The sequence below is a fragment of the Amycolatopsis sp. lyj-90 genome (assembly GCF_046549035.1).
GTDB lineage: Bacteria > Actinomycetota > Actinomycetes > Mycobacteriales > Pseudonocardiaceae > Amycolatopsis.
Window position 1 is genome coordinate 140,206 of sequence record NZ_JAJPWP010000013.1, and the last position, 25,818, is coordinate 166,023.

Genomic DNA, 25,818 nt, shown 5'->3' on the forward strand with positions numbered 1-25,818 from the left:
ACATCGGCCGATCGGCTGGTATCCGAACACCAGGTCCGGCCCGGTTTCCGAAGCGCCGGAACGGTTTCCGTGCAGTCGGCCGCTGTTACACGTTCATGACAAGAACGAGACGGGACAACGATGATCGCCTCTGAACATCGTCGTCATGTTCGACGACGAACGAACCAGGCCGATAGCCGTTCCCGGCGCGAACCGGCGGCTCCGCCTTCGCGTGACGGTCCTGACCGCTTTCCTGATCCTCACCGGAATCCTCGGTTACGTCATTTTCCAGGCCAACGCGGCGAGCAGGCCGGCGCCGGAAAAGCGGACCGCCACCGTGGTCTTCGACCGCACCTCGGGCAAGCAGGTGGTCGACGACCAGGGGGCGGAGAGATTCCGCACGGCTTCGGTGGTGAAGTTGTTCATCGCACTGGACGTCCTCACCCACAAGCCGGGCAAAGGCGACCAAGCCCAGTTGTACCGGATGCTGGCGAAAAGCGACGACGCCGTCGCCAACACCCTCTGGACCAGGAACGGCGGGCCCGCGATCGTGACCAGGACGGCAGCCGCGGCCGGACTGAAGAACACCTCCGCGCCCGCCGACCCGGGCCGCTGGGGCGACACACTGTCCACCGCGGACGACATCGCCCTGGTGTACCGGCACATCCTCGAACTGCCGAAAGCAAAGCGGAACGTGATTCTCAAGCCGCTGCGAGAGGCCACCCGGAAAGCCGCCGACGGATTCGACCAGCACTTCGGCATCCCGACAGGCTTCCAAGACCGGCCGTGGGCCGTGAAGCAGGGCTGGGCGTCCGGACGGGGCGCCGTGGACGCGCACACGACCGGTCTCGTCGGTGAGGGCGATCGCTACGTCGTCGTCATCCTGTCCAGTTTCGCCGAGGGCACCGATCTCGGGACGGCGACGGCAACGGCTACCTCGGCGGCCGTTTCCCTGGCTCACCGTCTGGAAAAGTGACCTCGGCCGCGTTCTCGACCGTCGTCCTGAAAGCGCTTACAAGAAGCTCGGCGAAACAGGCCCGGGAAGTGGCCGAGACGCCCCCGGTCTGAGCTTTCAGCGCGGCGAGCTGCTCGCCGGCCAGCGGGGCGACCCGGTCCATGAACTGCCCGAGGAGGCGCAGGGCGGCGACAGGCGGGACACCGGCCCCGGCGAGGTCCGCCACCGCGCGCGAAACGGACGGGCGCACGACGGCGGGCTCACCCTCCTCGTCCAGGCCGAGCACGCCGTGCCGTTCCAGGCACCGGGCGACGGCGGGCTGGTCACGGGCGAGATCGGCCATCGCCGCGTCCAGCCGTCCGGCGTCGCCGTCCACTGTGGTCGTTCCGAGCATCGCGGCGATGGACACCAGGTTGAAGCCCTGTTTCTGCAGCATCGTGATGCGCCGCAAGCGCCGCAGATGCACCGGACCGTAGGAGGCGGACCGGCCGTGCCGGACCGGCGGGGGCAGCAGACCCCTCGTCTGGTGCGCCCGGATATTGCGCGCCGACATGCCGACGATCGCGGAAAGTTCTTCGATCGTGTATCCGGCCGGTCTCGGCGAAAAGGGCTTCACGCCGACCACCTTAACCAATGGTCGGATGAGTACACCACGAAGCCGGTGAAATGGCGTCGCCACTGTCAACCGGCTGAATCAACGAGTGGCGATAAGTCCATCGGTTCCCGTCCTCGTACGCAAGGCCGACCGGGAGGTTTACACGGTTTCGTGCCAAGAAATGCCGGTTTTGAGGCGTTCACCACCGGTCGATTACTCCAGTCAGGCGATCTTGGTAGGCCGAAGACTTCTCTGCCGTTTAAATGCAGCTAAGACATCCGATGTCTGACTCTGTCACCGCCCGCGGAGCGCCGCTGAACCCGATGGTTGGTCGTCAAAGTTTCAACCTTTTCCCAGGAGGTTTCATGTTCTGGAAACGGATCGCGGTCGCCGCCGTGGCCGCGACCGGGCTGGCCACGGCGCTCGTGGTGTCCCATGAGGACACCCAAGCCGTCGCGATACAGCCCGCGGCCGCGAAAGTACCCGCGTTCGACCACATCGTCCTCGTGATGTTCGAGAACAAGGACTACAAGGAGATCAACGGCAGTTCCAAGGCCCCGTACTTCAACAAGCTCGCCTCACAGGGCGCCAAGTTCACCAAGGCGTACGGGACGACGCATCCCAGCCAGCCGAACTACATCGCCCAGTTCGCGGGCTCGACCCACGGGGTCGACAGCAACAAATGCCAGGATCTGGGGAACAAGGAGAACATCGCCTCCCAGTTGTTCGGCATCGGCAAGACCTTCGTCGGGTACGCGGAAAGCATGCCGTCCGACGGGTACACGGGCTGCACGAAGGACAAATACGCCCGCAAGCACAACAGCTGGGTCAGCTTCGGCAACGTCCCGGCGTCGGCGAACAAGCGGTTTTCTTCGTTCCCGACCGACTTCACGAAGCTCCCGCACATCGCGTTCGTGACCCCGGATCTGTGCAGCGACATGCACGACTGCCCGGTCGACACCGGCGACAAATGGCTGAAGAAGAACCTCGACGCCTATGCCCAATGGGCGAAGACGCACAACAGCCTCCTGATCGTCAATTTCGACGAGGACAGCGGCACGTCGGTGAACCAGATCTTCACCACCTTCGTCGGCGCCCACGTGAAGCCGGGCAGCTACAGCGAATCCATCAACCACTACTCGATCCTCCGCACGATGGAGGCGGCGTTCGGTCTGCCGGGCATCGCCAACGCGGCGAACAAGTCGCCGATCACGAGCGTGTGGCAGTAACCGGGTGAACCCCGCGGGCGTGTCCACTGTGGACGCGCCCGCGGGCGGAGAAAGGAAGGCACGACCGTGAACACCCGCACCCGCGTCCTGATCGCCGTCACCGGAGTACTCACGCTGGCCGCGGCCGCCGTGATCTACGTCGGGGTGGCGGGAGCGCGCAACCAGGACACCGCGTCGGCGGGCACGAGCGGAGCCGTCACCCTCGACGGGCCCCGGTTGCTGTTCCGCAGCACCGCCGACGCCGGCCGCGGGCACGTGTCCAGCGTCGCCGTGGCCGATCCGGGCGGGACGCGGGCGGTCTCGGACGTCAGTTGCAGCCGGGTCTACGCGGCGGGCGGCACCGGGATCTGCCTGCGCCCGGAGAGCGGGCTGACCACCTATCAACTGGCCGTTCTCGACGGCCGTCTCGCGGTCACGCAGGAGATCCCGCTGGTCGGGCTGCCCAACCGGGCCCGCGTCTCGGCCGACGGGCGCCGTCTCGCGTGGACGGTGTTCGTCACCGGCGATTCCTACAACGGCGGCCGGTTCTCCACCCGCGCCGGCACCCTCGATCTCACCACCGGCGACGTCGAGGGGACGCTCGAGGACTTCGCCGTGACCGTGGACGGCAAGCCGTACAGAGCGGCCGACGTCAACTTCTGGGGCGTCACCTTCACCCGGCAGCCGGACCGGTTCTACGCCACCATGTCCACCGGCTCCCACCGCTACCTCGTCGAAGGCGACGCCAAGGCCCGCACGGCCAGAACGGTGCGGGACAACGTCGAATGCCCGTCCCTCTCCCCCGACGAGACCCGGATCGCCTACAAGTCCGCCATCGACGGCGATCCCGCCAAGGGCTGGCGGGTCTCGGTGCTCGACCTCGCGAGCGGCACCGTGACGCCGCTGGCCGAGACCCGGAGCGTCGACGACCAGCCCGCCTGGCTCGACGACCGCACCGTCGGTTACGCCCTCCTCCGCACGCAAGGACATTCCGACGTCTGGGCCGTTCCCGCCGACGGCACGGGTGCGCCGCGCCTGCTCATCCCGGAGGCCGAATCACCCGCTGCCCTAGGCTGACGTCCATGAGGGCCGCGCTGCTGATCGTCGACATGCAGGAAATGCTCGTTCCCCTGGTCTGGCGCGGCGAGGAACTGGCGTCCCGGATCGCCGCGCTGGCGCGCGAAGCCCGCGCCCACGGCGTTCCGGTGATCGCCCTGCGGCAGATCGGCGCCTCCGGCACGGACTTCGACCCCGATTCACCGGGCACCCGGGTCAGTCCGCTGCTCGGCCTCGAACCGGTCGACGTGGTGGTCGACAAAGCGGCGACGGATTCCTTCTACCGCACCGGGCTGGCGGGGCTGCTCGTCGAACGGGGTGTCGACACCGTGGTGCTGACCGGGCTGGCCACCGACTACTGCGTCGACGCGACCGCCCGGTCCGCGCAGAGCCACGGTCTCGACGTCGTGCTGGTCGGCGACGGCCACTCGCCGTCCGCCGACGGCGACCCGGTCGCGGGCCTGACCGCCGAAGAGGTCATCGCCCGGCACAACCTGATCCTGGCCACGGCGATCCACCCCGGCGGGCGGCTGCGCGTACTGCCCGCGGCGGAGGTCGCGTTCACCGGCTGAGCGGGCCTGCTCGTAGGATCGGCCCGCCATGATCACGAACTTCCTCCTCGACCACTCCGCCCTCGTGCCGGTGGCGATCCTGCTGGTCGCGCTCGTCTGCGCCGTCCTCGGTCATCTGCTGGCGGGCAGGCCCCGGATCCTGTGGGCCCTCACCGGGGTGTCGCTGGTGCCGGTCTTCGCGCTGACGCTGGTGCCCGCCGGCCGCACGCTCGACGAGACCGGGTGCACGGTCCAGTTCTCCCTGCCCACGCTCGGCGCGGTGGAGCTCCTGGCCAACGTCGCGCTGTTCCTGCCTCCGGTGTACTTCGCCGCGCTGGCGTCCCGGCGGCCGCTGACGATGCTCGCCGCGGCCTCGGCGCTGTCCGCGGTGGTCGAGGCCGTGCAGGCACTCGTGCCCGCGATCGGCCGCGCCTGCGACACCAACGACTGGCTGATGAACACGCTCGGCGCTGTCCTTGGCGTGCTCCTCGCGCTCGGCACGGCGTGGCTGGTGAAGCGCCGGGCTCAGTCCGGCAGTTCGACGGGCGCGATGTCGTCGTAGACGTCGCCCGGCCCCGGATTCGCCGGGTCGGTCTCGCCGCCGAAGTGGTGCAGGACGCCCCACACCGCGTTGAGGGCCGTCTGGACCGCGCCTTCCGCCCAGCCCGCCGTCCACGAAACGTCGTCGCCCGCCAGGAAAAGGCCGCGATGACGCTCCTCCAGCCGGTCCTGCATGAAATGCGTGAACAGCCGGTGCTGGTAGCGGTAGTGGCCGGGCAGGTTGGCCTTGAACGCGCCCATGAAATGCGGTTCGGCCTCCCACGACACGGTCACCGGGTCGCCGATGATGTGCCGCCGGACGTCGACGCCCGGGTAGATCTCCCGCAGCGATTGCAGCATCACCTCGACCCGTTCGGACACCGAGAGCGGCAGCCACTTCAGCGAGTCGTCGGCCCAGGTGTAGGACAGGCAGATCACCGCGGGCGCGTCCGGGTCGTCGCCGAGCAGGTAGGTGCCGCGCGGCATGCGGTCGGTGAGCGTCATGCTCATCGTGTCGCGGCCGGTCTGCGGGTCCTTGTCCAGCCAGAAGGGCCGGTCCACCGGGACGAAGACCTTCGAGGACTCCATGTAGTGCGTGCGCTCGATCGCCGTCCAGTGGTCGATCGGGAACAGCGCCTCGTCGCATTCGATCTTCGACAGCAGCATCCAGCTCTGCGCGGTGAACACCGCCGCCGGATAGGTGCGGACGCGGCCTTCGGTGTCGGTCACGGTGATGTTGTTCGGCGCCGTGCGGTGCAGCCGGGCGACACCGGGGTTCGGACCGCCGCCGTGCAGCGAGCTCAGACTCGTTCCCTCGGGCCAGAACGCGAGGTCCTCGGGCGCGTGTTCCCACAGCCGCAACGGAAGCTGCCTGCTCCCGCCGGCGATGCTGCGGTGCTCGTCGTCGGCGCCGGTGTAGACCACCCGCAGGATCTCCAGGATGGAGTTGGGGAAGTCGGTGTCCCAGCCGCCGGTGCCGAAGCCGACCTGTCCGAAGATCTCGCGGTCGCGGAACGAGGCGAACGCGGGCGACTGGCAGAGGAAGCCGTAGAACGTCTGGTCGTCCAGGCGCGGCACGAGTTCGTTCCACAGCCGCTTGATCGTCTTCGTGTCGCGTTCGCGGATCGCGGTCTGCATCTCGGCGAACGCGGCCTGCTCGGCCAGCGTGCTGTCCCAGGCGGCCGCGACCTTGCCGAAGACCGCGGGGAGTTCGTCCGGCGTGCGCGCGTAGTGGCTCTCCCCCTTGAGGTCGACGACGGTGCTGGGCGTTCCCGTCGCCAGCGGGTTCGGGAACGGCGTGGTTTCCAGGCCGACCTTGTCGATGTAGTGGAAGAGCGCGGTGGACGCGGGAGGGAAGCGCATCGCGCCCATCTCCGCGACGACGTCGTCCGGGCAGCCGGGGAAGTTCACCGTGCGGAGGCGGCCGCCGATCTCGGCGATCTCGTAGACGACCGGGCGCAGGCCGAGCTTCATCAGTTCGTACGCGGCGACGATGCCCGAGAGGCCACCGCCGATCACCGCCACCTCGGTGCCGTGCCGCCCGGCCGGGAGAGAGCCGAGTCCGGCGGGGTGCGCGAGGAAATCGTCGTAGGCGAACGGGAAGTCCGGGCCGAACATGGTGATCGGACGGCCCGCCTGCTCGTCGTGGTGGATCGCGGTCGGGAGGGCGGAGGTCATGCGGAAAGTCCTCGGTACAGCTCGGGCCGTCGGTCGGCCAGGTGGGTGTTCTCCAGTCGCGACGCGACGAGCGCGTCACGGGTGACTTCGGCGCTGATCAGGTCCGGACCGGCGCCCGCCGTGGCGAGTACCTCGCCGGTCGGGGCGACGACACGGGAGCGGCCGCAGTAGGTCAGTTCCTGTTCGGTGTCACAGCGGTTCGCGTAGGCGACGAACAGCTGGCTTTCGTAGGCACGGGCGGGCACCAGCGTGTCGGCGACCAGTTCGTACGGGCTCATCAGCGCGGTCGGCACCACGAGCAGGTCGGTCCCGGCCAGCGCGTGCGCCCGCACCAGTTCGGGGAACTCGACGTCGTAGCAGATCAGCAGGCCGATCCGGAGACCACCGAGCTCGGCCTGCACGACCGCCTCGGCGCCCGGTTCGAACCAGGAGCGGTCGATGTCGCCGAACAGATGCGTCTTGCGGTAGTTCGCCAGACGGCGTCCGTCGGGGCCGATCAGCTGCACGCTGTTGTGGACGTGACCGCCGTCGGCTTCGGGATAGCCGTAGGCCAGCGCGGCACCGGTTTCCCTGGCCAGCGCGGACATGCGGGCCGCTGTCGGCCCGTCGGCGGGTTCGGCGAGCTCGTGGGAACGGACGCCGATGTGGTAGCCGGTGGTGATCATTTCGGCGGCGACCACGAGGTCGGCGCCCGACGCCGCGACGGCGGACGGCAGCTCGGCGTAGGGGCCCTGATGGACGGCGATCTTCACGCCATCGACGATATCCGCCGTTTCACTGCGCGGATAAGGCTGAATCGTTGCGCAGAATCTTGACCGACCATCTATCCAGTGCGGTTTGACGCAATTCTGCGGCGATTTGTTGTCTTGATCACCCGCCTGGCGCGGGTTCCTCCGTGCGATCGTCCGCCCAGCCCAGCGCCTCGGTGATCGCCTTCTCCGCGATGGCCGACATCGTCGACATGTAGGTACCGCTGACGTGGTTGTCGTCGAGATAGACGAGCACGTTGCCGATCACCGGCGGGCAGACCTCGGCCGTGCAGAAGTAGTCGCTGAAGTCGAGGAACCGCACGTTCGGCGGCAGGTCCGTCAGTGACTCGTAGGGCGGCTCCGCCGCGTAGAGGTCGTAGCGCGGTGTGGCGCACTCGGACGCCTCCGCGCCGCGGGTCTCGACGCAGGCCGACGGCGACTGCGCGAAGCGCGGGTTGTCCCGCACCGCCAGCACCGGGATGCCCTCCTCGTCGATCTTGCGCCACTGGGCGATGTAGCCGCCGGGAACCCGTTCCTCGACACCGACTCTCACGTCCCTGGTGCCGATCGTCATCACCACGTCGGGCCGGGTCGTGAGGATCTCGTCGGCCACGGCGGTGTTCCAGTCCATGCAGGACTGGTCGCCGGGCACCGTGTCCGAGTCGGTGGAGAACGGGCAGCCACCGCGGAGGATCGAGGTCACTTCCCAGTTCCGCTGTTCGGCGACCGGAAGCAGCGCGCCGAGGAACTGCCCGGCGTGCGAGTCGCCGGTGACCACGATCCGGCGGGCGGGATGGCCCGACGTCTGCGACGTGCAGACCTCGAGGTCGGCGTTGCGCGGGGACGATCCGCAACGGGCCGGGTCGATGCCCGCCCAGTCTTCGGAGACGGCGACGAAGGACGGGACGAGCGCGGCGTCGGCGGCGCCCCAATAGGTGAACCCGTCGGTGTGCGCGAGCGCGCCGGGATGGTCCGGATCGTCGACCGCGATCGAATAGTTCTCCGCCTGCCGCACGCTGACCCACTGCCACGCACCCGTCGCGGCGAGGACCGCCGCGAGCGTCGCGACGCCGAACCGGTACGCGCCCCAGCGGGTGCGGACCCCGATCGCGGACGCCCGCAGCGGCCGCTCGACCAGATGATGGGTCAGCACGGCGAGGACGAACGCCAGCGCGATGATCACCGCGCCGCCGCGGAGCCCGACTTCGGCTTGGTCGCGGGAAACGAGATAGAAGACCAGGACCGGCCAATGCCAGAGGTAGAGCGCGTAACTCAGGTCGCCGAGATACTTCAGCGGGCGGCTGCTGAGGAAGCGGTCCGCGCCGCCCTTGAACGCGGTGTCGCCGGCGAGGATCACCAGCGCCGCCGAAAGCGTCGGCCACAGCGCGAGATAGCCGGGGAAGACCGTCCCGACCTGGAGCACGAGCCCGCAGGCGACGAGTCCGGCGACCCCGGCCCAGCCGAACACGACCCGCGCGGGCCGGGGCACCGAAACCCTGTCGAGCACGAGCGCGAGCAGGCCACCGAGCGCGAACTCCCAGGCCCGGGTCAGCGAATCGAAGTACGCCAAGGGCTGATCGACCGCGGTGAGCCACACCGAGTACGCCAGCGAGGCCGCGAACACCGTGCCGAGGGCGGCGAGCAGCAGCGGAAGGACGTTGCGCCGCGCCCGCCTGGCGATCAGCAGGACCAGGCCGACCAGCAGCGGCCAGACCACGTAGAACTGGCCCTGGATCGACAGCGACCAGAAATGCTGGACGACGCTGGCCGAGTTGTGCTGCGCGAAGTAGTCGGTGGAATCCGCCGCCAGCTGCCAGTTCTCCAGGTACAGCGCGGAAGCGACGACCTCCTTGATCGTCTGGAACCAGCGGTTCTGCGGCAGCAGCACCGCGCTCGCCACGACGACCAGCAGCAACACGGTGAGCGCGGCCGGGAACAGGCGCTTGATCATCCGGCCCCACATCGGCCGGTACTCGATCTTCCCGCGCGCCGCCGCGCGGTAGAGCTGGCCGGTGACGAGGAAGCCGGAGATCAGGAAGAAGGCGTCGACGCCGCCGGAGATCCGGCCGAGCCACACGTGGTAGACGACCACCAGCACGCACGCGAGCGCCCGTAATCCCTGGATCTCCGGGCGGAACCGCCGCTCCGCCGCACTCTCCCGCACACAACCACCACCATGATCAGTCCGCCGCCGGGCGGGGACCCTACGGCAGGAAGCTGTGAGCGAGCTGTGGCGCCTCGTGAGTGGTAAGGACGGTTAGAACCGTCCTTACCACTCACGAGGATGCGGGGGTCAGGTCGACTTCTGGCCGTCGATGCTCTCGCGCAGGATGTCGGCGTGGCCGGCGTGCTGCGCGGTCTCGGCGATGAGGTGCGCCAGCACCCCGCGCACGCTGCGCACCGCGCCCGGCGCGTTCCACGGCGCCTCCGGCAGCGGATGCGTCGCGGACAGGTCGGGAACCGACGAGATGACCTCCTTCGTCCGCGCGGCCACCTCCTCGTACTGCTTGAGGATCCCCTCGAGGGTGTCGCCGGGCAGCATCCTGAAGTCGTTCTGGTGGTCGATCGCCCACTGCGGGAACTCGCGGGCGGTCCCGGCGCCGAGGTCGGCCCAGGTGACGCCTTCGGGCAGGTCGTACCGCACCGCGTCCGGGCCGCCGACCACGAACCGCAGCCACATGGCCTCGACCGAGGCGACGTGCTTGATCAGGCCGCCGAGGCACAGCGCGCTGACCGTCGGCGTCGCTCCGAGCTGCTCGTCCGTGAGCCCTTGGACGGTGGCGGTCAGCGTGGCGCGGACGGTGTCGAGGGCTCCGAGCAGGTCCGCGCGTTCGGCGTCGAGGATGGTGGCGGTCATCAGGCCCTCCGGGTTGTCGTTTTCTGGCACGAGACCGACTCTCGCAGGGGTAGAGGACAGGATGTGGCCTCTACTTGAGGCATCATGAAAAACATGCCGAAGACCTCCGCGCGACTGCTCTCGATGCTCTCGTTGCTGCAGGCCCGCCGCGACTGGCCGGGAGCGCTGCTGGCCGAGCGGCTGGACATCAGCCCGCGCACCGTGCGGCGCGACGTCGACAGGCTTCGCGAGCTCGGCTATCCGATCGCGACCGTCAAGGGCCCCGACGGCGGGTACCGGCTCGACGCCGGGTCCGAACTGCCGCCGCTGCTGTTCGACGACGACCAGGCGGTCGCGCTGGCCGTGGCGCTCCAGATCGCCACCACGAGCGGCGCGGGGATCGAGGAGGCGGCGATGCGGGCGCTGCACACCGTCCGGCAGGTGATGCCGTCGCGGCTTCGGCGCCGGATAGACACGTTGCGGGTCACCGCCGTCGAATCGCCCGCGAGCCGGTCGGAGCCCCGGGTCGACGGCGACGTCCTGCTGGCCCTCGGCGCGGCCGTCCACGCGCGCGAAGTCCTGCGGTTCGACTACGAGGGGACCGCGTTGCCGCGCCGGGCGGAACCGCACCATCTCGTCACCTGGCACGGCCGCTGGTACCTCGTCGCCTGGGACCTCGACCGCGAGGACTGGCGCACCTTCCGGGCCGACCGGATCACCCCGCGCACCCCGGCCGGGCCCCGGTTCACCCCACGCGAACTGCCTTCCCCCGATGTCGCCACCTTCGTCGCGAGCCGGTTCCGGGGATCGTCCGAAGTGGACTCGGGCGAGTGGCCCTGCCGCGGTGAGGTGATCCTCGACCTCCCCGCCACGACCGTGGCCCACTACGTCCGGGACGGCGTCGTCGAGGAGGCCGGGCCGGATCGGTGCCGCCTGGTGCTGGGGTCCTGGTCGTGGGCCGGACTGGCGGCGAGCATCGGCCGCTTCGACGCGGACGTCGAAGTCGTCGGGCCCGCTGAACTGAACGAGGCGTTCGCCGCCTTGGCCCGCCGCTACGCGAAGGCCGCCCGCGTTTAGTCCTCCGAACGCCGAGATCCTGCGCCCGGTGATCTTCTGCGCCAGACTGGGGCCATGCGACTGGACCTGAGCGGGAAGACGGCCCTCGTCACCGGATCGACGCAGGGCATCGGTTTCGCCATCGCCACGGGGCTGGCCAGGGCCGGTGCCCGGGTCGCGCTCAACGGCCGGGGCGAAGCCGGTGTCACGTCCGCGATCGACCGCCTGCGCGCCGAAGTGCCGGACGCCGACGTCGTCGCGGCGGCGGGTGACGTGTCGACGGACGACGGCACCGCCCAGGTCCTGGACGCGGTGCCCGACCTCGACGTCCTGGTCAACAATCTCGGCATCTTCGGGACACAGTCCCCTTTGGACATCACCGACGACGAGTGGCGGCGGTACTTCGAGGTCAACGTCCTCGCCGCGGTGCGGCTGACCCGGGCGTACCTGCCGGGGATGACGAGCCGCGGCTGGGGCCGGATCCAGTACATCGCCAGCGATTCCGCGATCGTCATCCCCGCCGAGATGATCCACTATGGAGTGTCGAAGACCGCTTTGCTCGCCGTCTCCAGGGGTTTCGCCAAGGCCGCGGCGGGGACGGGGGTCACGGTCAACTCGGTGATCGCGGGCCCGACCCACACCGGCGGCGTCGAGGACTTCGTCTACGAACTGGTCGACAAGGATCTGCCGTGGGACGAGGCACAGCGCGAGTTCATGCGCCTGCACCGGCCGCAATCGCTGCTGCAGCGGCTCATCGAGCCCGAGGAGATCGCCAACCTGGTGGTGTACCTGGCTTCCCCGCTCTCCTCGGCCACGACAGGAGCTGCCGTCCGTGTCGACGGCGGCTACGTCGACTCGATCGTGCCGTGAGCCCTCACGACTTGTGGTGCACCTCCTGCGGCCCGAACACCGGCGTCGGGATCCCCTCGTAGCGCGCCTTCAGTTGCAGCGCGAGGTATAGGGAGTAGTGCCGTGACTGGTGCAGGTTCCCGCCGTGGAACCACAGGCCCTCCTGCCGCGTGGGCTTCCACATGTTGCGCTGCTCGCCCTCCCACGGCCCGGGGTCCTTCGTCGTGTCCGAGCCGAGGCCCCAGCATTTGCCGACGCGGTCCGCGGTCTCCTGCCCGACCAGGTCGGCGACCCAGCCGTTCATCGAGCCGTAGCCGGTGGCGTACACGACGAGGTCCGCCTCCAGTTCCGTGCCGTCGGACAGCACCACCGTGTCGCGGGTCAGATGGTCGACCTGACCGTGTGCCAGCTTGATCTTCCCGTCGGCCACCAGTTCCGACGCGCCGACGTCGATGTAGTAGCCGGAGCCGCGCCGCAGGTACTTGAGGAACAGGCCGGATCCGTCGTCACCCCAGTCGTGCCGGAACCCGGCCGCTTCCAGCCGCGCGTAGAAGTCCTTGTCCCGCTCGCGGATCGCGTCGTACACCGGGATCTGGAACTGCGGCATGATCCGGTACGGGATCGACGCGAAGATCATGTCCGCCTTGTCGGTGGTGATCCCGGCCTGCACCGCCCGCTCCGAATACAGGTCACCGAGTCCCAGGTCCATCAGGGAATCCGACTTGACGATATGCGTCGAGGACCGCTGCACCATGGTGACGTCGGCGCCGTGTTCCCACAGCGCGGCGCAGATGTCGTGCGCGGAGTTGTTGGACCCGACGACGACGGCCTTCTTGCCGGCGTAGGAGTCCGGGCCGGGATGCGCCGACGAGTGGTGCTGATCGCCTTCGAACGACTCCATCCCCGGGAACGACGGGAGATTCGGCTTGCCGGACATCCCGGTCGCGAACACGACGTGCCGCGGCGTGAGCGCCAGTTCCTCGCCCTCGCGCACGACGGTCACGAGCCACTGCTGCTTTTCCTCGTCCCAGGAGGCGGAGGTCACCTCGGTACCGGTCCAGTACGGCACCTCCATGAGCCGCGTGTACATCTCCAGCCAGTCGGCGATCTTGTCCTTCGGCGCGAAGACCGGCCAGTTGTCCGGGAACGGCAGGTAAGGCAGGTGGTCGTACCAGACCGGGTCGTGCAGGCAGAGGTTCTTGTACCGCTTCCGCCACGAATCGCCGGGACGCTCGTTGCGTTCGAGGACGAGCGCGGGCACGTCGAGCTGGCGCAGCCGGGCACCGAGCGCGATCCCGCCCTGACCACCGCCGATGACGACGACGTACGGCTGCTCGTCGTGGCCGAGCCGCGTCTGCTCCTCCTCGCGCTTCTCCGCCCACGACTTCCGGCCGCGGACGACGCCGTGCTCGACCCCCTTCGGCCGCTGGTCGTTGCGCCGCTCCTCGAACCCCTTGAGCTCACGCAGGCTCGTCAGCAACGTCCAGGCGCCTTCGTCCTTCAGCCGCAAGTGCCCTTTAGCTCGGCCTGTCGCGGTTTCGAACTCCAACCACGCTTCGGTCACTCCGTCGGCTTCGGTCGGCGTCTCGGTGGTGCGAAACCCGGACGGTTCGATCCTTTCCAGGCAAGCGCCGAGCAGATCGGCCACGCCGTCGCGGCCTTCGACGGTCTTGATCGTCCAGGTGAAGGCGACCAAGTCTCGCCAGTAACTGTCGACGGCGAAGATCGCCGCGGCGGCCTCGACGTCGCGGGTCGCGAGAGCGGCCTCGAACCGGCTCAGCCAGGCATCGACCCGAGCCTGCGGCGAGCCCGTCGCCTCGATCCTGTCCACCGTCTGTGTCATGGCCACTCCCAAACCTCGGCGTTCGGCTGTTACCCCGATCACACGCCGCGAGTGGGGACGGCGACAAGGGTTGCAGCGTGTTGCAGCGCGACTCCTTGGCGCATCCGGGCGGGCCGACCTATGCTGATCGGTCGACGCGATGGTGCGGAGGTGGCCCGTGGGCGTGTTCAGCTCGGTCCCGCCCGGCGCCGACCTGCCGATGCACGCCCGCGACCTGGTCCGCATGCACGAAGCCGTGATCGGCGGCGGCCGTCCGCGCGTCCCGCCGCGCCCGCTGGTGTCGCGCTCGTGGTCGCGTGCGCTGAGCCTGGGGCTCGCCGCCGACGGGGTGAACGCCCGGGACTCCGTCCCGCTCGACGAGGTCGCCCGCCGTCGCCGCGCCTCCCCGTTGCGGCACGTCGTCGAGAGCCTCGGACAGGTGCTCGGCGCGACGTCCGACACCGCGAACATGCTCCTGGTGGTGACCGACGCCGACGGCATCATCCTCTGGCGCGCGGGCTCCCCCGCCGTCAAGCGCCGCGCCGACACCCTGGGCTTCACCGAAGGTGCCGAGTGGACCGAGTCGAGGGTCGGCACCAACGCGATCGGCACCGCGCTCGCCGAGGCCGCGCCCGTGGAACTGCTGGCCGGGGAGCATTTCGAGCAGGGCCAGCATCCCTGGTACTGCACCGCGTCGCCGGTGCACGACCCTCGCACCGGCGAACTGCTGGGCGTGATCGACGTCAGCGGACCCGCCCTGACCCTGCACCCGGCGATCGCGGCGCTGGTGGAGACCGGACGGCGACTCGCCGAATCCGAACTCTGGCGTCACCACCAGCAAGGCTTGGACAAACTGAGGAGGACCGCCGAACCGGTGGTGGCGGGCGTGGGCGGCCCGGCGCTGCTGGTGGACGACGACGGCTGGGTGGCCCACGCCGCCGGGATCGCCCCCGGTGAGCGGATCGCCGCCCCCGAGGAGGGCCGGATCCTCGCCGTCCCCGGTCTCGGCGCCTGTCTGCCCGAACGCCTGGCCGAGGGCTGGCTCGTGCGCCCCGCCGACACCGCACGCCAGGTCCGGCTGGATCTCGAACTCGGCCACGCGCCGATGCTGCGGATGCGGTCGGGCGACGTCGGATGGGTCCGCACCGTGACCCCCCGGCACGCGGAGATCCTGGTGCACCTTCACTCGGCGGGCCCGTCCGGGCTCTCGGCCGAAGCCCTCAGCCGGGCGCTCTACGGCGACGCCGAACATCTCGTCACCGTCCGCGCCGAGGTCTCCCGGCTGCGCCGTCTGCTCGGAGCCATTGTGGACACCCGACCGTACCGGCTCGCCTCGGGCGTCGGCCTGACAGTCCATAAAGGACTCGAAGTCGGCGGTTGAGCCACTTCCGGTTGCGCGGGGTGCGGGCCGGGTACTCCGCGACCATGGAGATCCTGCTCGCCGGGGCCGGCGTTCTGGCGTTGTGCGCCGCGGTGCTGCCGAACCTGCTGCACGAACGCGCGCTCTCGATGCCGCTGATCCTGCTGGTGGGCGGGCTGATCTTCGGACTGCTCCCCTTCGGATACCCCTATGGCGAAGGGGTGCTCGACCCGAGGTCCCACGTGGGCGCCGTCGAAGTGATCACCGAACTCGGCGTCCTGGTGTCGCTGGTGGGCGCGGGGCTGAAGTCGGACCGGCTGATCGGCTGGCGATCGTGGAGCTCGACCTGGCGGCTGCTGGCGATCACGTTGCCGCTGTCGATCGGCGCGGTGGCCCTGCTCGGCTGGTGGGCGCTCGCCCTGTCCCCCGCCGCCGCCTTGCTGCTGGGAGCCGTCCTGGCGCCGACCGATCCGGTGCTGGCGAGCGACGTCCAGGTGCCCGCGCCGCATACCGAGGACGGGCGCGGCTCGGACAACGAGATCCGGTTCACGCTGACCTCGGAGGCCGGGCTGAACGACGGTCTGGCCATGCCGTTCGTGTTGCTGGCCGTCGTCCTGGCCGGAACGGTGAGCACTTCTCCCGTGCCATGGCTGCTGACCGAGGTGATCGTCCCGCTCGCGATCGCCGTGGTGGTCGGTCTCGTCTGCGGCCGGTTGCTGTCCTGGCTGATGTTCCGGGTGCGGCACGAGCGGCTGCGCCTCGGCGAGTACTCCGACGGGCTGGTCGTGCTGGCCATCGCGTTCCTCCCCTTCGCGCTGTGCGAGTGGCTGGGCGGGATCGGTTTCGTCGCGGTGTTCGCCACCGCCGCGACGATCCGCGCCAGCGAACGCTCGCACGACTACCACGGTGTGCTGCACGAATTCGGCGATCAGCTCGAACGGCTCTTTGTCGCACTGGCCCTGCTCGGTCTCGGCTTCATCCTGGGCGACGGGCTCCTGGCGGACCTTCAGGTCGCCGAAGTCCTGGTGGCGGTGGCCGCGGTGGTCATCGTGCGCCCGCTGTTCGGCGGGCTGGCCCTGTTCCGCGGCGGCATCACGCGTCCGGCGGCGACGGCGATCGCGTTCTTCGGCATCCGCGGGATCGGCAGTCTCTACTACCTTTCCTACGCGCTGGGGCACGGCGACTTCCCGATGGCCGACTCGCTCTGGCGCGTCACGGCGCTCACGATCGCGGTGTCGGTCCTCGTGCACGGTCTCCTGTCCGGCCCGGTGATGCGCAAACTGGAGAACCGGGGCATGCAGAACTTCGAGACCGGGTGAGCGAGGGGGCCGAGGTCAGCCCGTCCGCTGCCACTCCCGGCCTTCGACCCGCGCCTTCACCCGCCCCAAGGTGGTCGCGATGTTGGCGCGGTTGGTCCCGGCTCGGTCGGGCTCGCCGGTGATGAAGATGGCGATCGGGACGAACCACGGCGGCACCCGAAGCCAGTTCAGCACGGTGAGCCGGCAGCCGTCGCCCTCGGGCTCGATGTCGAACTCCCAGCGGGAAATCGGCACCAGGAACGGCGTGCGCACCCGGTAGGCGAACCGGCGTCCCGGCTCGGCTTCGACGATCTCGGCGTGGGTCACCCAGCGCCGGCGGCCGTTGCGGTTGCTGCCGGCGAACCAGTTCCCGACGGCGGCCCCGGTCGCACCGCGGATCCAGCGGGCCTTGCGCAGCTCCTCGGTGCACTCCGCCATCGCGACCGGGTCGCTGACCAGCCGGTACACCCGGTCGGGCGCGGCGTCGATCGTGACCTCGCCGGTCGCGATCGGTTCGGTGTAGGTCAGGGTGTCCTTCGGCTTCGTCGCCATCGCGCCTCCCAGTCGACTACGCCAGCCCACCAGTACGAGCGGGCGCGGTCAAGGCCGCCAAGGCAGCACAGCACGTTCGCGCATCTCCCGGACGAGGTCAGGTGGTCGGTTCCGCCGGGAAGGTCACGCGGAAGCCCAGCGCCTGCAGCAGCTGGGTCAGCATCGCCTTGGTGTTGGCCCTGGCGCGTTCGAGCAGGCCGGAGTGCTGCGCCGCCTCGGCGATCCGTTTCTCCGCGGCGACGTAGAACTGCTGCTGGTCCGGCACGGACACCAACGCCCCGAGCCGGTCGATCAGGCCGCGCTCCTGGCCGAAGACGTAGCTGCGCTCGTTGTCCAGGTTGGGTTTCGCCAGATGGGCTTCGGGCAGCCGGACCTCGACCGATTGCCGGTCTTCGGAGACAGTGAGCGAATTCTCCAGCAGCGGCCCGAAATCGACGTACGCGTCGACAGAGCCCGCGGCCACGAACAGGGTCCGTTCCCCGGCGATGGCCTCGGGGACCCACTTGACGTCCTTCTCGATGTCGACGACGACCTGGTAGTCGCCGACGGCGGCGTGGTACTGGCTCAGATCACGGACCGCCTGGAGCACCGCGGGCTGCGAACGGTCCACAGTGGACGTTCCGAACGGGTCGAACTTCGACAGCAGTCCGGTGAACTGCAGTGCCGCACCGACGATCAGGAGCCCGACCAGGGCGAACGCCCCAAGGCGCACCCAACGTTTCTTCACGCCCACCACCGCCTCTCCAGCGCGGGGGTACCCGGCGGACGCGGTCCTGAAGCGTCTCGGCCGGTTTCACCGACGATCGGCGGAACCGGATCTCGCACTTGGAGTAGTTTGGCCGCATGCAAAACGTCTTGCCCGCGCCGGAGAAGACCGGGCTGAACATCTCGGCGTTGCACTGGGCGGGTTTCCTCGGGATCACCGTGCTCGTGCTGGTCACGTCGGGCATCGGCCTGCCTTCGGTGCTGGTGGTGGCGCTGGGAGTGACCGGGATGGCCACCCTGGTGCTGTCCTGGCTGGGCATCGGACGCCTCGCCGCCGGGCTCCCCGAGCGGCGGCTGTACTGGATCGCGGTGTCGTGGTGCGCGCCGCTGCTGGTCGCGCGCCCGCTGTTCAGCGGCGACATCAACAGCTACCTGGCTCAGGGACTCATCGCGGCCAAGGGGTTCGACACCTATCTCGTGGGACCGGCGGAGGCGCTCGGCGCCGATTCACCGGTGACGCTCGCGGTCAGCCACTACTGGCGGGACACGCCCGCCCCGTACGGGCCGGCGTTCGTCGCGCTCGCACGCTCGGTCGCCCACCTCGCCGGGGACGACTTCGTCCCGACACTGCTGCTGCACCGGCTGCTGGGGCTGGCGGGGATCGCGCTCATGGCGTGGGCGCTCCCCCGCCTCGCGCGCCGGGCCGGGGTTTCGCCGTCGATCGCGTTGTGGCTGGCCCTGCTCAACCCGCTGGTGCTGTGGCACGTCGTGGCGGGCGTGCACAACGACGGGCTCATGGTCGGGCTGATGGTCGCCGGGCTGGAACTCGTCCTGATGGGCGCGGCGAAGACCGGCGCGGCGCGGCCCGCGCTGATCGCGGCGGGGGTGATCGCGGTGAGCGCGGCCGCGAACATCAAGATCGTGGCCGTCGCGGGCCTGCTGTTCGTCGGCGTCGACCTGTTCCGCCGGGCGACCCCCGCGGGACGCGCGGCCGTCGCGCTCGGGCTGCCCGCCGGATTCGCCGCGGTCACCGCGGCGATCTCGCTCGGCAGCGGGCTCGGTTTCGGCTGGGTCCGCGTCCTCTCCGGGGTTTCCGGTCAGGTCCACAGCTGGATGGCGCCCACCAACGAACTCGGTTTCCTCGTCGGCGGGGTGGGCAAGATCTTCGGCGCCGACCTGACCGACGGCGCGATCAAGGTGTTCTCGCTCATCGGCGCGATCCTCGGCCTCGCCGTCGGCGCCAGGCTGCTGTGGCTCACCTACCGGGAGAAGCTGCACCCGCTCTACGGCGCCGGGCTGACCTTCGCCGCGATGCTGGTCCTCGGGCCGGTCGTGCAGCCGTGGTATCTCCTGTGGACGGTCGCGTTGCTCGCCGTCAGCCTCACGACCGACCGGGGCCGCTGGATCCTCGCCGGGATCAGCGCGGTGTTCGGGGTCCTGCTCCCGCCGGCGAACGGGGGCGCGGTGTCACTGGCACTGGGTTACCTGATCGCCGTCGCGCTCATCGGCGGGACCTTGTTCTTCTTGAAGCGCAAGGACCTGTTGCCGGAGATCAGGTTCCGCAAGAGCCGGACGTAACGGCTCCATCGCGCGGGCGCGCGGACCGTGCCGGTGAGTTCACGCTCGGCACGGTCCAGGCCGTCCTCCAGCAAGGCGTCGTGCATCGGCCGCCACAGCAGCGGGTAGGTGAACCAGGCGGGATGCCGCAGCCGCAGCACCATGAGGTGCTCGAGCTCGGTCTCCTCCGTTCCCCTCGCGCGCAGGGTGAATTCGTGGAAGCCGTCGAAACCCCGGGGCGCGGTGAACCGGAATCGCACCGACTTCCCCGGTTCGTAGGACTCGACGGAGTACCGCACCGGTCCGTGCCCGCCCACGGCTCCCGCGCCGAGTGGCCGGTCGAACCTCATCGGCGGCCACTTGTCGACGGGCCACAGCCGGTCGTCATCGGCGGACAGCGTGTCGATCAGCGCGCCCACCCGCTCCGATGACACCGGGACAATCCGGGAATGCCTGTTCCACACTCGCATCGTGCCTCCTGATTTTAGAGACCTTCCCCTAAAACTATAATAGAGGATAGTCTCTGAAAATGGGACGGCCACCGCGGCACACCGCCGACGACTTCCTCGACGCCGCCGTACGGATCTTCGCCGCCGAAGGGGCGGCAGGGGTGACCATGTCCGCCGTCGCCCGCGAGGTCGGCGCACCGAGCGGGTCGATCTACCACCGCTTCCCCGGGCGTCCCGCCCTGCTCGCGGCCGTCTGGCTCCGCACCCTGACCCGTTTCCAGCGGGACTATCTCGAAGCGCTCGAACAGGAACCGGTACTGGAGGCCGCCGTCGAGGCCGCGGCGCAGGTCGTCCGATGGTGCCGCGCCCATCCCGCCGAGGGGAAACTGCTCTACGCGGGCAACCGCGCGCTCGGCGTCGAAGACTGGGATGCCGAAGACAGCGCCCGCGCAGAAGACGCCAACAACCGGCTCGACACGGCGATCACCAAGGTCGTGCGACGGCTGCGCGCGCAGACCGGCCGGAGCACCGACGAGCTGATGCTGGCCCTCGTGGACCTCCCCTACGCCGCGGTGAGGAGACATCTCGACCGCGGCGAGGCGCCACCGCCGCGCACCGTGGACCTGGTGGCCAGGACCACCCGCACGCTGCTGTCGGGCTGAGCTCAGGTCCGGACCGGCACCGCGATGGAGTACCCGCCGCCATCGATCAGGTCGAGCAGGAGGCGGGCCGCCGGACCGGGCGACCGCGCACCCCTGGTGGCGATGGTCAGCGGCCAGACCAGGCCGGGCGCGTCGAGCGGGATCGTCCGGACCCCGGTCAGCAGTTGGAGATCGGGCACCACGGCGATGCCGAGCCCCGCCGCGACGTAGGCGGGCACCAAACGCAGATCGGCGACTTCGACGATGACCCGCCGCGGGGCCCCGATCGCCTCGAACGCGCGGTCCAGGGCGACCCGGTTGCCGAAGCCGCGCGGGTTGTCCACGAACGACTCGCCGGTGAGGTCCGCCAGGGTCAGCGACCGCCGGTCTCCCAGCCGATGGCCGTCGGGCAGCACGACCACGAACGGCGCCGAACCGAGCGGCTTGGTGCGGAGCCCGGCGAGATCGGACTCGGGCAGGCCGAGCAGGGCGACGTCGAGCCTGCCTTGGCGCAGATCCTCGGCCAGTCCGGTCGATCCGGTGATCGACACCGTGACGTGCAGGTCCACCAGCGGGTACCGGCGGTGGAACGCGCCGAGCAGATCCGGCAGGTCGAGGCCCCCGACGCTGGTCAGGGTGCCGATGCGGAGGCTGCCGCGCAGGCCGGCGGAGGCGTCGGCGACCACCTCGCGCGCCCTGTCGACGGCTTCCAGCGCGGCCTTGGCCTCGGGCAGGAAGACCTTGCCCGCCGGGGACAGCTCGACCCGCCTCGTCGACCGGTCGAACAGCTTGACGCCGAGTTCGCCTTCGAGTGCCTGGATCGTGGCCGACACGGTGGACTGCACCGCGAACAGCCGTCGAGCGGCGCGGGTGAAACTGAGTTCCTCGGCGACGGCGACGAAGCATTCGAGCTGACGGGTCTCCACGGGGACCAATTATCGCAGTTATGGATAACTGTGACCAGCATTGTTCGTTGGACTTGGATGATCCGAGGATCCACAGTGGAGGCATGCTGAACACCGTCACCCTTCCCCGTCCCGCGCTCCGGCGGATCAGCCACGGTCGCGGCTTCTGGGTCATCGTGGCCGCTTACGCCGTCTCGCTGGCCTTCTCCACCGTTCCCACTCCGCTCTACGTGCTCTACCAGCAACGTGACGGCTTCCCGACCTACGTCGTGACCATCGTGTTCGCGGCGTACGCGGTCGGCGTGATGGGCAGCCTGTACCTCGCCGGGCATGTCAGCGATTGGCTGGGACGACGGCGGGTGATCCTCGCCGCGACCCTGGTCCAGGCCCTGTCCGCGACCCTCTTCCTGACCTGGCCGGACGTCCCCGGGCTGATCCTGGCCAGGCTCGTCGGCGGCGCGGGGATCGGCGCGCTGACCGCGACCGCCACCGCGCATCTGTCCGAACTCCGCGCCGTGGCCCGTCCGAGTGAGGACCACGGGCGTGCCGGGCTGATCGCGACCGTGGTCAACATGGGCGGACTGGCTCTCGGACCGCTGTTCGGCGGGGTGTTCGCGAGCTACTCGGCCGAGCCGCTCACCACGCCGTTCCTGTTCTTCCTGGTCTTGCTGCTGGCCGCGGCCATCGCCGTCGCCCTCGTCCCGGAGACGGTGGAACGCGCCGAGGAGCTGCCCGCGTACCGGCCACAGCGCGTCTCACTCCCGTCGAGCGCGCGGCCCGCCTTCTTCGGCGCAGCGATCGGCGCGTTCGCGGCCTTCGCGATCACGGGACTGTTCATGGCGCTGACGCCGACGTTGCTGGCACAGGGTTTGCACGAGAGTTCGCGGATGCTGGCCGGTCTCGCGTCGTTCTCCGTGTTCCTCGCCGCCGCCGCGGCGCAGGTGATCTTCGCCGGCCTGGAGAGGCGGACCCAGCTGCGGCTCGGCCTCACCCTGATGACGGCCGGGCTGGTGGCGCTGCCGGTCGCGGTGACGACGTCCCAGCTGTGGCTCTTCCTCGTGGGCGGGCTCGCGGCGGGCGCCGGGGTCGGGCTGGGCTTCCGCGCCTCCGTGGCCACCGTCGCCGCACTGGCCGAGCCGCCGATGCGCGGCGAGGTCCTCGCGGCCTTGTTCCTGGCCGCCTACGCGGGACTGGTCCTGCCCATCCTCCTCGTCGGCATCTCCCTGATCTGGCTGCCGAGCGCGTGGGCACTGATCGGATTTTCGGTGCTGGAACTGGGTTTGCTCGCCTGGTCGGCACCCAAGGTGCTGGCGGGCGCCGAGAAGTGACCGACCGTCCACAGTGGCGCGTCCGCGTGGTGATCCTCGTCAAACCCGCGGGCGCCCACACCGGCGGTGTGCGATCCTGGCCCAGGAACCTCGTGATCGAGGTCCCCGGACGAGTGGGTGCCGTACCCGGCCAGCGACAAGACGGCGCTCTGGGAGCGCGTCATGTCCTGGCTTGTTCTGATCGTTTCGGGTGTTCTGGAAGCCGTGTGGGCCACCGCCCTCGGCAGGTCCGAAGGATTCTCCCGGCTGACACCGTCGGTGATCTTCGGCGTGACCCTGGTGGCGAGCATGGCCGGCCTCGCCTACGCGATGAGGGATCTCCCCGTCGGGACCGCCTACGCGGTCTGGGTCGGGATCGGAGCGTCGCTCACCGTCGGCTACGGCATGGTGTCGGGCGCGGAAACCGCGTCACTGGCCAAAATTCTGCTGATCGTGGGGATCGTCGCCTGTGTGGTGGGACTGAAAGTCCTGCATTGAGCCGGAAACAGGGACCGCCCCCGACGCACGGACGACGTCGGGGGCGGTCGGGTCCGGGCGCACCCCTGCGTGTGGCCCGGACGGCTAGGCGGTCAGGAGCGCGCCCAAAGGGCGGGGACGTTCGGCGGCTCCCAGCCGGCCTGAGCGGTGTGACCCTGCAGCGCCCGGTACGAAGCACCGTTGTAGGTGACCGTCGCACCCGCGGCGTAGGTGGTGCCGACCGCCCAGGTTCCGGTGGGCGGGTTCGACGTCGTCGGGCCGGTCGGCGTCGTGGTGGTGCTGGACGGCGGGTTCGAGCCCGAGGTCACCAGGCGCAGGCTGTACACGCTCAGGATCTCCGAGATCGGCTGGAAGTAGAACGTGCCGCCCGAACTGCAGTTGCCGGAGCCACCGGAGGTGACGCCCTGCGCCTGGTCGCCCGCGAGCCACGAGCCGCCGGAGTCACCCGGTTCGGCGCAGGCGTTGGTCCGGGTGAGGCCGGAAACGGTGCCCTGCGGGTAGTTCACCGAGGCGTTCTTCTGCTGGATCGTGCCGCAGTGCCAGCCCGTCGTGGACCCGGAACGGCAGACCGAGGCGCCGATCGCGGCCTCCTGCGAACCCGCCACCGGCACGGTGCCCGGGTAGCGGTTCACGAGCCCCCGCGGGGTGTTGCCCGCGTCCACGCGGACCCACGCGTAGTCGTTGCCGGGGAAGCTGGAGCCCCCGACGGTCCCGCTCGGGTTCGAGGTGCGCGTTCCGGTGGTGCCACAGTGCCCCGCGGTCACGAAGCCACCCTCGACCGAGAAACCGATCGAGCAGCGGCCCGAGCCGAACGTGTAGGCGTTGCCGCCGATGACGTCGATCAGCGGGACCGGGCTCTCGGTGCTGGTCTCGACCCGCACCGCGTCGGTACGCACCCCGGACGCGGTCGCCCACGACTTCGCGGCGGCCTCGGTGCCGGCGTTGGCCAGCACGACGATCGAGTTGGTGGTGGCGTCGACGTACCAGCCGGGCACGCTCTTCGGCGCGCTGGTTCCCTTGGTGTCCAAGGACAGCTTCGCGGCGTCGAGCTGGGCGGCGCTCCGCGTGACGGTCTTCGGGGTCGCGCCCGCCGCGCGGACCGTGCCCTCCAGCGCCGCGTCGGTGACGGCGACGGTCAGCGTGGTCCCCGCCGCGTCCAGCCACGATCCGGCGTAGGACGGGCCGAGCCGGGTCTTGAGGGCGCTTTCGGTGCGTGCCGCCGTCTGCTCACCGGCGAGCCGGGTCCTGGCCTGATCGGGGCTGATCTTCAGGTCGCGCGACAGGGCCGCGACGATCTCCGACTGGACCTGGTCGGCCGCCGGGACGGTCTGGCCGGCGCTCGCGCTCGGTGTCAGCGCGACGGCCGTGACCAGGCCGGCGCCGGTGATGGCCGCCGCGGCGGCCGCTACGATCTTTCGGTTCATTTCAGGCGCTTCCTCAAGACGTACCGGAAGGGGGATCTCGTGTCCCCGACCGTACGAGGCGCCTGATGCAAAAGGTACATACCATTTAGGTCATATCCACCCCAGTGGACTGGACCTATTGCCGACCTCGGCGCAGGTCAGCGCACTCCTGCGTCCGTGTAGTCGACGCCGTAACCCGGGTTCAACTCGAGGTACTTCGAGTAGGTCGGCCGCCGGTCGATCAGTTCGCCGTACACCGCGCGGGACAGGGCGATCATCTCCGCGGCGAACGGTCCCATCTCTCCTCGCTCCGACCAGCCGACGAGATTCCGCCAGCTCAGCGGATTCCCCGCGATCGGGACGGCGACGATGCCCGGGATCTCGTGGAAAAGCGGCTGACACAACACGACCGCGTGTCCCGATTCGACCATTTCGATGCAGGTCAGCACATCGGTCTCGTACAGCGAACGCGGTGTGAACCCCGACCGGGCGCACGCGGAGGCGAAACAGTCGCCGAAACAGCCGTCCCCCGGTGTCGCGCACCATCGTTCGTCCGCCAGCGCGCCGAGTTCCACCTCGTCGTGCTGCGCGCGCTCGTCGCGCGCCGACATCAGCACGAACACCGGATGATGCGCGAGGGTCCGCCACCGGACGCCGGGCTCCGGCGGCGGCGCGGCGTCGCCGCAGACGCCGACGAAGGAGAAGTCCAGCGCGCCTTCGGCGGTCATGTCCGCGAGTTTGTTGGACGACCACGACGTATGGGTGGCGACGTGGATGTCGGGATGGGTGGTGCCGAGACGCTGCAGGAGCGCGCCGAGCATCGGCCCCGTCGCCGAACCGAGCCGCAGGGTCACCGGCTCGCCGGTACCGGCGTGCTGGGCGAGGCGCGCCGCCTCGTCGTGCAGGGACGATACGGCGGGGAGCACCATCTTCGCCCGGTCGAGGACGAGGAGACCGAGTGCCGTCGGCCGGGTCCCCGTGTGATCACGCAGGAAGAGCTTCCCGCCGAGGGTCCGTTCGATGCGTTTCAACTGGGCGGTCAAAGCGGGCTGCGCCATTCCGAGCGTGTTCGCCGCCTTGGTGATACTCCCGAGTTCGGCGATCGCGCACATGATGCGCAAGTGGCGCAGTTCCAGCTCCATCCCTCTACGTTAGTAGACGTAACTGGACTGGACCAGACAAACGCTTGAGCCAAATGGCTTCGTATCGCCCTTTTCTTGGATTGCCATCGATGTCAGCATTCCGGAAGGGCACCGGCGGGGCCGGTGTT

The 25,818-nt window shown here is 69.7% G+C and carries 25 protein-coding genes and 1 riboswitch; of the genes, 13 read left to right on the top strand and 12 right to left on the bottom strand.

The window, feature by feature from the left end:
• Positions 1 to 145: 145 nt before the first annotated feature.
• On the top strand, positions 146 to 955 hold the full coding sequence (locus ACLJPX_RS38325; RefSeq protein ID WP_410605175.1) for a serine hydrolase: 810 nt from the start codon (positions 146 to 148) through the stop codon (positions 953 to 955).
• Here the strand turns inward: ACLJPX_RS38325 and ACLJPX_RS38330 are convergent.
• Positions 912 to 1,550, bottom strand: coding sequence for a MerR family transcriptional regulator (locus ACLJPX_RS38330; protein ID WP_410605176.1), 639 nt, complete (start codon positions 1,548 to 1,550; stop codon positions 912 to 914). The genes ACLJPX_RS38325 and ACLJPX_RS38330 overlap by 44 nt on opposite strands.
• Before the next feature lie 344 nt (positions 1,551 to 1,894).
• Here ACLJPX_RS38330 and ACLJPX_RS38335 point away from each other — a divergent pair, with 344 nt between their 5' ends.
• The 4 genes from ACLJPX_RS38335 (at position 1,895) to ACLJPX_RS38350 (ending at position 4,906) form a co-directional block, all read left to right on the top strand.
• Positions 1,895 to 2,758 (top strand): alkaline phosphatase family protein, encoded by an 864-nt coding sequence (locus tag ACLJPX_RS38335; protein WP_410605177.1) that lies wholly within the window; start codon positions 1,895 to 1,897, stop codon positions 2,756 to 2,758.
• 66 nt (positions 2,759 to 2,824) lie between these two features.
• Complete coding sequence (locus ACLJPX_RS38340) at positions 2,825 to 3,814, top strand: TolB family protein (protein ID WP_410605178.1); 990 nt, start codon at positions 2,825 to 2,827, stop codon at positions 3,812 to 3,814.
• 5 nt (positions 3,815 to 3,819) lie between these two features.
• A complete protein-coding gene (locus ACLJPX_RS38345; protein WP_410605179.1) occupies positions 3,820 to 4,365 on the top strand; it encodes an isochorismatase family cysteine hydrolase in 546 nt (181 codons plus the stop codon).
• A gap of 28 nt (positions 4,366 to 4,393) precedes the next feature.
• Positions 4,394 to 4,906: a VanZ family protein gene (locus ACLJPX_RS38350; protein WP_410605180.1), complete on the top strand. Its 513-nt coding sequence runs from the start codon at positions 4,394 to 4,396 to the stop codon at positions 4,904 to 4,906.
• Here ACLJPX_RS38350 and ACLJPX_RS38355 read toward each other — a convergent pair.
• The 4 genes from ACLJPX_RS38355 to ACLJPX_RS38370 all read right to left on the bottom strand — a co-directional run bounded on the left by ACLJPX_RS38355 (position 4,870) and on the right by ACLJPX_RS38370 (position 10,167).
• A complete protein-coding gene (locus ACLJPX_RS38355) occupies positions 4,870 to 6,561 on the bottom strand; it encodes a flavin monoamine oxidase family protein (RefSeq protein WP_410605181.1) in 1,692 nt (563 codons plus the stop codon). The two genes, ACLJPX_RS38350 and ACLJPX_RS38355, sit on opposite strands and share 37 nt — an antisense overlap.
• Positions 6,558 to 7,313, bottom strand: a complete 756-nt coding sequence (locus ACLJPX_RS38360) for a carbon-nitrogen hydrolase family protein (protein ID WP_410605182.1) — start codon at positions 7,311 to 7,313, stop codon at positions 6,558 to 6,560. The genes ACLJPX_RS38355 and ACLJPX_RS38360 overlap by 4 nt, the downstream gene beginning before the upstream one ends.
• Before the next feature lie 118 nt (positions 7,314 to 7,431).
• Positions 7,432 to 9,474 carry an acyltransferase family protein gene (locus tag ACLJPX_RS38365; RefSeq protein WP_410605183.1) on the bottom strand — a complete coding sequence of 681 codons (2,043 nt, stop codon included), beginning with the start codon at positions 9,472 to 9,474 and terminating at the stop codon, positions 7,432 to 7,434.
• Between the two features lie 129 nt (positions 9,475 to 9,603).
• Complete coding sequence (locus tag ACLJPX_RS38370; RefSeq protein WP_410605315.1) at positions 9,604 to 10,167, bottom strand: DinB family protein; 564 nt, start codon at positions 10,165 to 10,167, stop codon at positions 9,604 to 9,606.
• Between the two features lie 93 nt (positions 10,168 to 10,260).
• On the opposite strand from ACLJPX_RS38370, the gene ACLJPX_RS38375 reads away from it, so the two are divergent.
• Both ACLJPX_RS38375 and ACLJPX_RS38380 read left to right on the top strand, forming a co-directional pair.
• Positions 10,261 to 11,223 (top strand): helix-turn-helix transcriptional regulator, encoded by a 963-nt coding sequence (locus ACLJPX_RS38375; RefSeq protein ID WP_410605184.1) that lies wholly within the window; start codon positions 10,261 to 10,263, stop codon positions 11,221 to 11,223.
• A 54-nt stretch (positions 11,224 to 11,277) separates the two neighbouring features.
• Positions 11,278 to 12,072: an SDR family NAD(P)-dependent oxidoreductase gene (locus ACLJPX_RS38380; RefSeq protein WP_410605185.1), complete on the top strand. Its 795-nt coding sequence runs from the start codon at positions 11,278 to 11,280 to the stop codon at positions 12,070 to 12,072.
• A 4-nt stretch (positions 12,073 to 12,076) separates the two neighbouring features.
• Here the strand turns inward: ACLJPX_RS38380 and ACLJPX_RS38385 are convergent, their stop codons facing one another.
• Positions 12,077 to 13,894, bottom strand: a complete 1,818-nt coding sequence (locus tag ACLJPX_RS38385; protein ID WP_410605186.1) for an NAD(P)-binding domain-containing protein — start codon at positions 13,892 to 13,894, stop codon at positions 12,077 to 12,079.
• Positions 13,895 to 14,051: 157 nt separating this feature from the next.
• Between ACLJPX_RS38385 and ACLJPX_RS38390 the strand changes: the two genes are divergently transcribed.
• Both ACLJPX_RS38390 and ACLJPX_RS38395 read left to right on the top strand, forming a co-directional pair.
• Positions 14,052 to 15,254, top strand: a complete 1,203-nt coding sequence (locus ACLJPX_RS38390; protein WP_410605187.1) for a transcriptional regulator — start codon at positions 14,052 to 14,054, stop codon at positions 15,252 to 15,254.
• Positions 15,251 to 16,552, top strand: a complete 1,302-nt coding sequence (locus tag ACLJPX_RS38395; protein ID WP_410605188.1) for a cation:proton antiporter — start codon at positions 15,251 to 15,253, stop codon at positions 16,550 to 16,552. The genes ACLJPX_RS38390 and ACLJPX_RS38395 overlap by 4 nt, the downstream gene beginning before the upstream one ends.
• A gap of 15 nt (positions 16,553 to 16,567) precedes the next feature.
• Here ACLJPX_RS38395 and ACLJPX_RS38400 read toward each other — a convergent pair whose 3' ends face one another.
• Positions 16,568 to 17,083, bottom strand: a complete 516-nt coding sequence (locus ACLJPX_RS38400; protein WP_410605189.1) for an SRPBCC family protein — start codon at positions 17,081 to 17,083, stop codon at positions 16,568 to 16,570.
• Between the two features lie 97 nt (positions 17,084 to 17,180).
• Entirely contained in the window at positions 17,181 to 17,816 is a 636-nt protein-coding gene (locus ACLJPX_RS38405; protein ID WP_101613270.1) for a DUF4230 domain-containing protein, read from the bottom strand.
• A 110-nt stretch (positions 17,817 to 17,926) separates the two neighbouring features.
• Here ACLJPX_RS38405 and mptB point away from each other — a divergent pair, with 110 nt between their 5' ends.
• Positions 17,927 to 19,366 (top strand): polyprenol phosphomannose-dependent alpha 1,6 mannosyltransferase MptB, encoded by a 1,440-nt coding sequence (gene mptB, locus ACLJPX_RS38410; protein WP_410605190.1) that lies wholly within the window; start codon positions 17,927 to 17,929, stop codon positions 19,364 to 19,366.
• Here mptB and ACLJPX_RS38415 read toward each other — a convergent pair.
• Complete coding sequence (locus ACLJPX_RS38415; RefSeq protein ID WP_410605191.1) at positions 19,270 to 19,815, bottom strand: SRPBCC family protein; 546 nt, start codon at positions 19,813 to 19,815, stop codon at positions 19,270 to 19,272. The genes mptB and ACLJPX_RS38415 overlap by 97 nt on opposite strands.
• Positions 19,816 to 19,874: 59 nt before the next feature.
• On the opposite strand from ACLJPX_RS38415, the gene ACLJPX_RS38420 reads away from it, so the two are divergent.
• On the top strand, positions 19,875 to 20,456 hold the full coding sequence (locus ACLJPX_RS38420; RefSeq protein ID WP_410605192.1) for a TetR/AcrR family transcriptional regulator: 582 nt from the start codon (positions 19,875 to 19,877) through the stop codon (positions 20,454 to 20,456).
• Positions 20,457 to 20,458: 2 nt separating this feature from the next.
• On the opposite strand, the gene ACLJPX_RS38425 is transcribed toward ACLJPX_RS38420, so the two are convergent.
• The gene (locus ACLJPX_RS38425; protein WP_410605193.1) at positions 20,459 to 21,361 is read right to left on the bottom strand and encodes a LysR family transcriptional regulator; all 903 of its coding nucleotides are present in this window, start codon (positions 21,359 to 21,361) and stop codon (positions 20,459 to 20,461) included.
• A gap of 83 nt (positions 21,362 to 21,444) precedes the next feature.
• Here ACLJPX_RS38425 and ACLJPX_RS38430 point away from each other — a divergent pair, with 83 nt between their 5' ends.
• Both ACLJPX_RS38430 and ACLJPX_RS38435 read left to right on the top strand, forming a co-directional pair.
• Entirely contained in the window at positions 21,445 to 22,668 is a 1,224-nt protein-coding gene (locus ACLJPX_RS38430; protein WP_410605194.1) for an MFS transporter, read from the top strand.
• 83 nt (positions 22,669 to 22,751) lie between these two features.
• Positions 22,752 to 22,819, top strand: a riboswitch (guanidine-III (ykkC-III) riboswitch).
• A gap of 11 nt (positions 22,820 to 22,830) precedes the next feature.
• Entirely contained in the window at positions 22,831 to 23,145 is a 315-nt protein-coding gene (locus ACLJPX_RS38435; RefSeq protein WP_101613271.1) for a DMT family transporter, read from the top strand.
• Positions 23,146 to 23,237: 92 nt separating this feature from the next.
• Here the strand turns inward: ACLJPX_RS38435 and ACLJPX_RS38440 are convergent, their stop codons facing one another.
• Together ACLJPX_RS38440 and ACLJPX_RS38445 are read right to left on the bottom strand one after the other, a co-directional pair.
• A complete protein-coding gene (locus ACLJPX_RS38440) occupies positions 23,238 to 24,569 on the bottom strand; it encodes an alpha-lytic protease prodomain-containing protein (protein WP_410605195.1) in 1,332 nt (443 codons plus the stop codon).
• Positions 24,570 to 24,706: 137 nt separating this feature from the next.
• Positions 24,707 to 25,690 carry a LysR family transcriptional regulator gene (locus ACLJPX_RS38445; RefSeq protein WP_101608613.1) on the bottom strand — a complete coding sequence of 328 codons (984 nt, stop codon included), beginning with the start codon at positions 25,688 to 25,690 and terminating at the stop codon, positions 24,707 to 24,709.
• Between the last annotated feature and the right edge of the window lie 128 nt (positions 25,691 to 25,818).

Coding starts and splice junctions, on each gene's coding strand:
- ACLJPX_RS38325 (WP_410605175.1), top strand. CDS start 146: ATGTTCGACGACGAACGAACCAGGCCGATAGCCGTTCCCGGCGCGAAC.
- ACLJPX_RS38335 (WP_410605177.1), top strand. CDS start 1,895: ATGTTCTGGAAACGGATCGCGGTCGCCGCCGTGGCCGCGACCGGGCTG.
- ACLJPX_RS38345 (WP_410605179.1), top strand. CDS start 3,820: ATGAGGGCCGCGCTGCTGATCGTCGACATGCAGGAAATGCTCGTTCCC.
- ACLJPX_RS38350 (WP_410605180.1), top strand. CDS start 4,394: ATGATCACGAACTTCCTCCTCGACCACTCCGCCCTCGTGCCGGTGGCG.
- ACLJPX_RS38355 (WP_410605181.1), bottom strand. CDS start 6,561: ATGACCTCCGCCCTCCCGACCGCGATCCACCACGACGAGCAGGCGGGC.
- ACLJPX_RS38370 (WP_410605315.1), bottom strand. CDS start 10,167: ATGACCGCCACCATCCTCGACGCCGAACGCGCGGACCTGCTCGGAGCC.
- ACLJPX_RS38375 (WP_410605184.1), top strand. CDS start 10,261: ATGCCGAAGACCTCCGCGCGACTGCTCTCGATGCTCTCGTTGCTGCAG.
- ACLJPX_RS38380 (WP_410605185.1), top strand. CDS start 11,278: ATGCGACTGGACCTGAGCGGGAAGACGGCCCTCGTCACCGGATCGACG.
- ACLJPX_RS38385 (WP_410605186.1), bottom strand. CDS start 13,894: ATGACACAGACGGTGGACAGGATCGAGGCGACGGGCTCGCCGCAGGCT.
- ACLJPX_RS38400 (WP_410605189.1), bottom strand. CDS start 17,083: ATGGCGACGAAGCCGAAGGACACCCTGACCTACACCGAACCGATCGCG.
- mptB (WP_410605190.1), top strand. CDS start 17,927: ATGCAAAACGTCTTGCCCGCGCCGGAGAAGACCGGGCTGAACATCTCG.
- ACLJPX_RS38415 (WP_410605191.1), bottom strand. CDS start 19,815: ATGCGAGTGTGGAACAGGCATTCCCGGATTGTCCCGGTGTCATCGGAG.
- ACLJPX_RS38420 (WP_410605192.1), top strand. CDS start 19,875: ATGGGACGGCCACCGCGGCACACCGCCGACGACTTCCTCGACGCCGCC.
- ACLJPX_RS38430 (WP_410605194.1), top strand. CDS start 21,445: ATGCTGAACACCGTCACCCTTCCCCGTCCCGCGCTCCGGCGGATCAGC.
- ACLJPX_RS38435 (WP_101613271.1), top strand. CDS start 22,831: ATGTCCTGGCTTGTTCTGATCGTTTCGGGTGTTCTGGAAGCCGTGTGG.
- ACLJPX_RS38440 (WP_410605195.1), bottom strand. CDS start 24,569: ATGAACCGAAAGATCGTAGCGGCCGCCGCGGCGGCCATCACCGGCGCC.
- ACLJPX_RS38445 (WP_101608613.1), bottom strand. CDS start 25,690: ATGGAGCTGGAACTGCGCCACTTGCGCATCATGTGCGCGATCGCCGAA.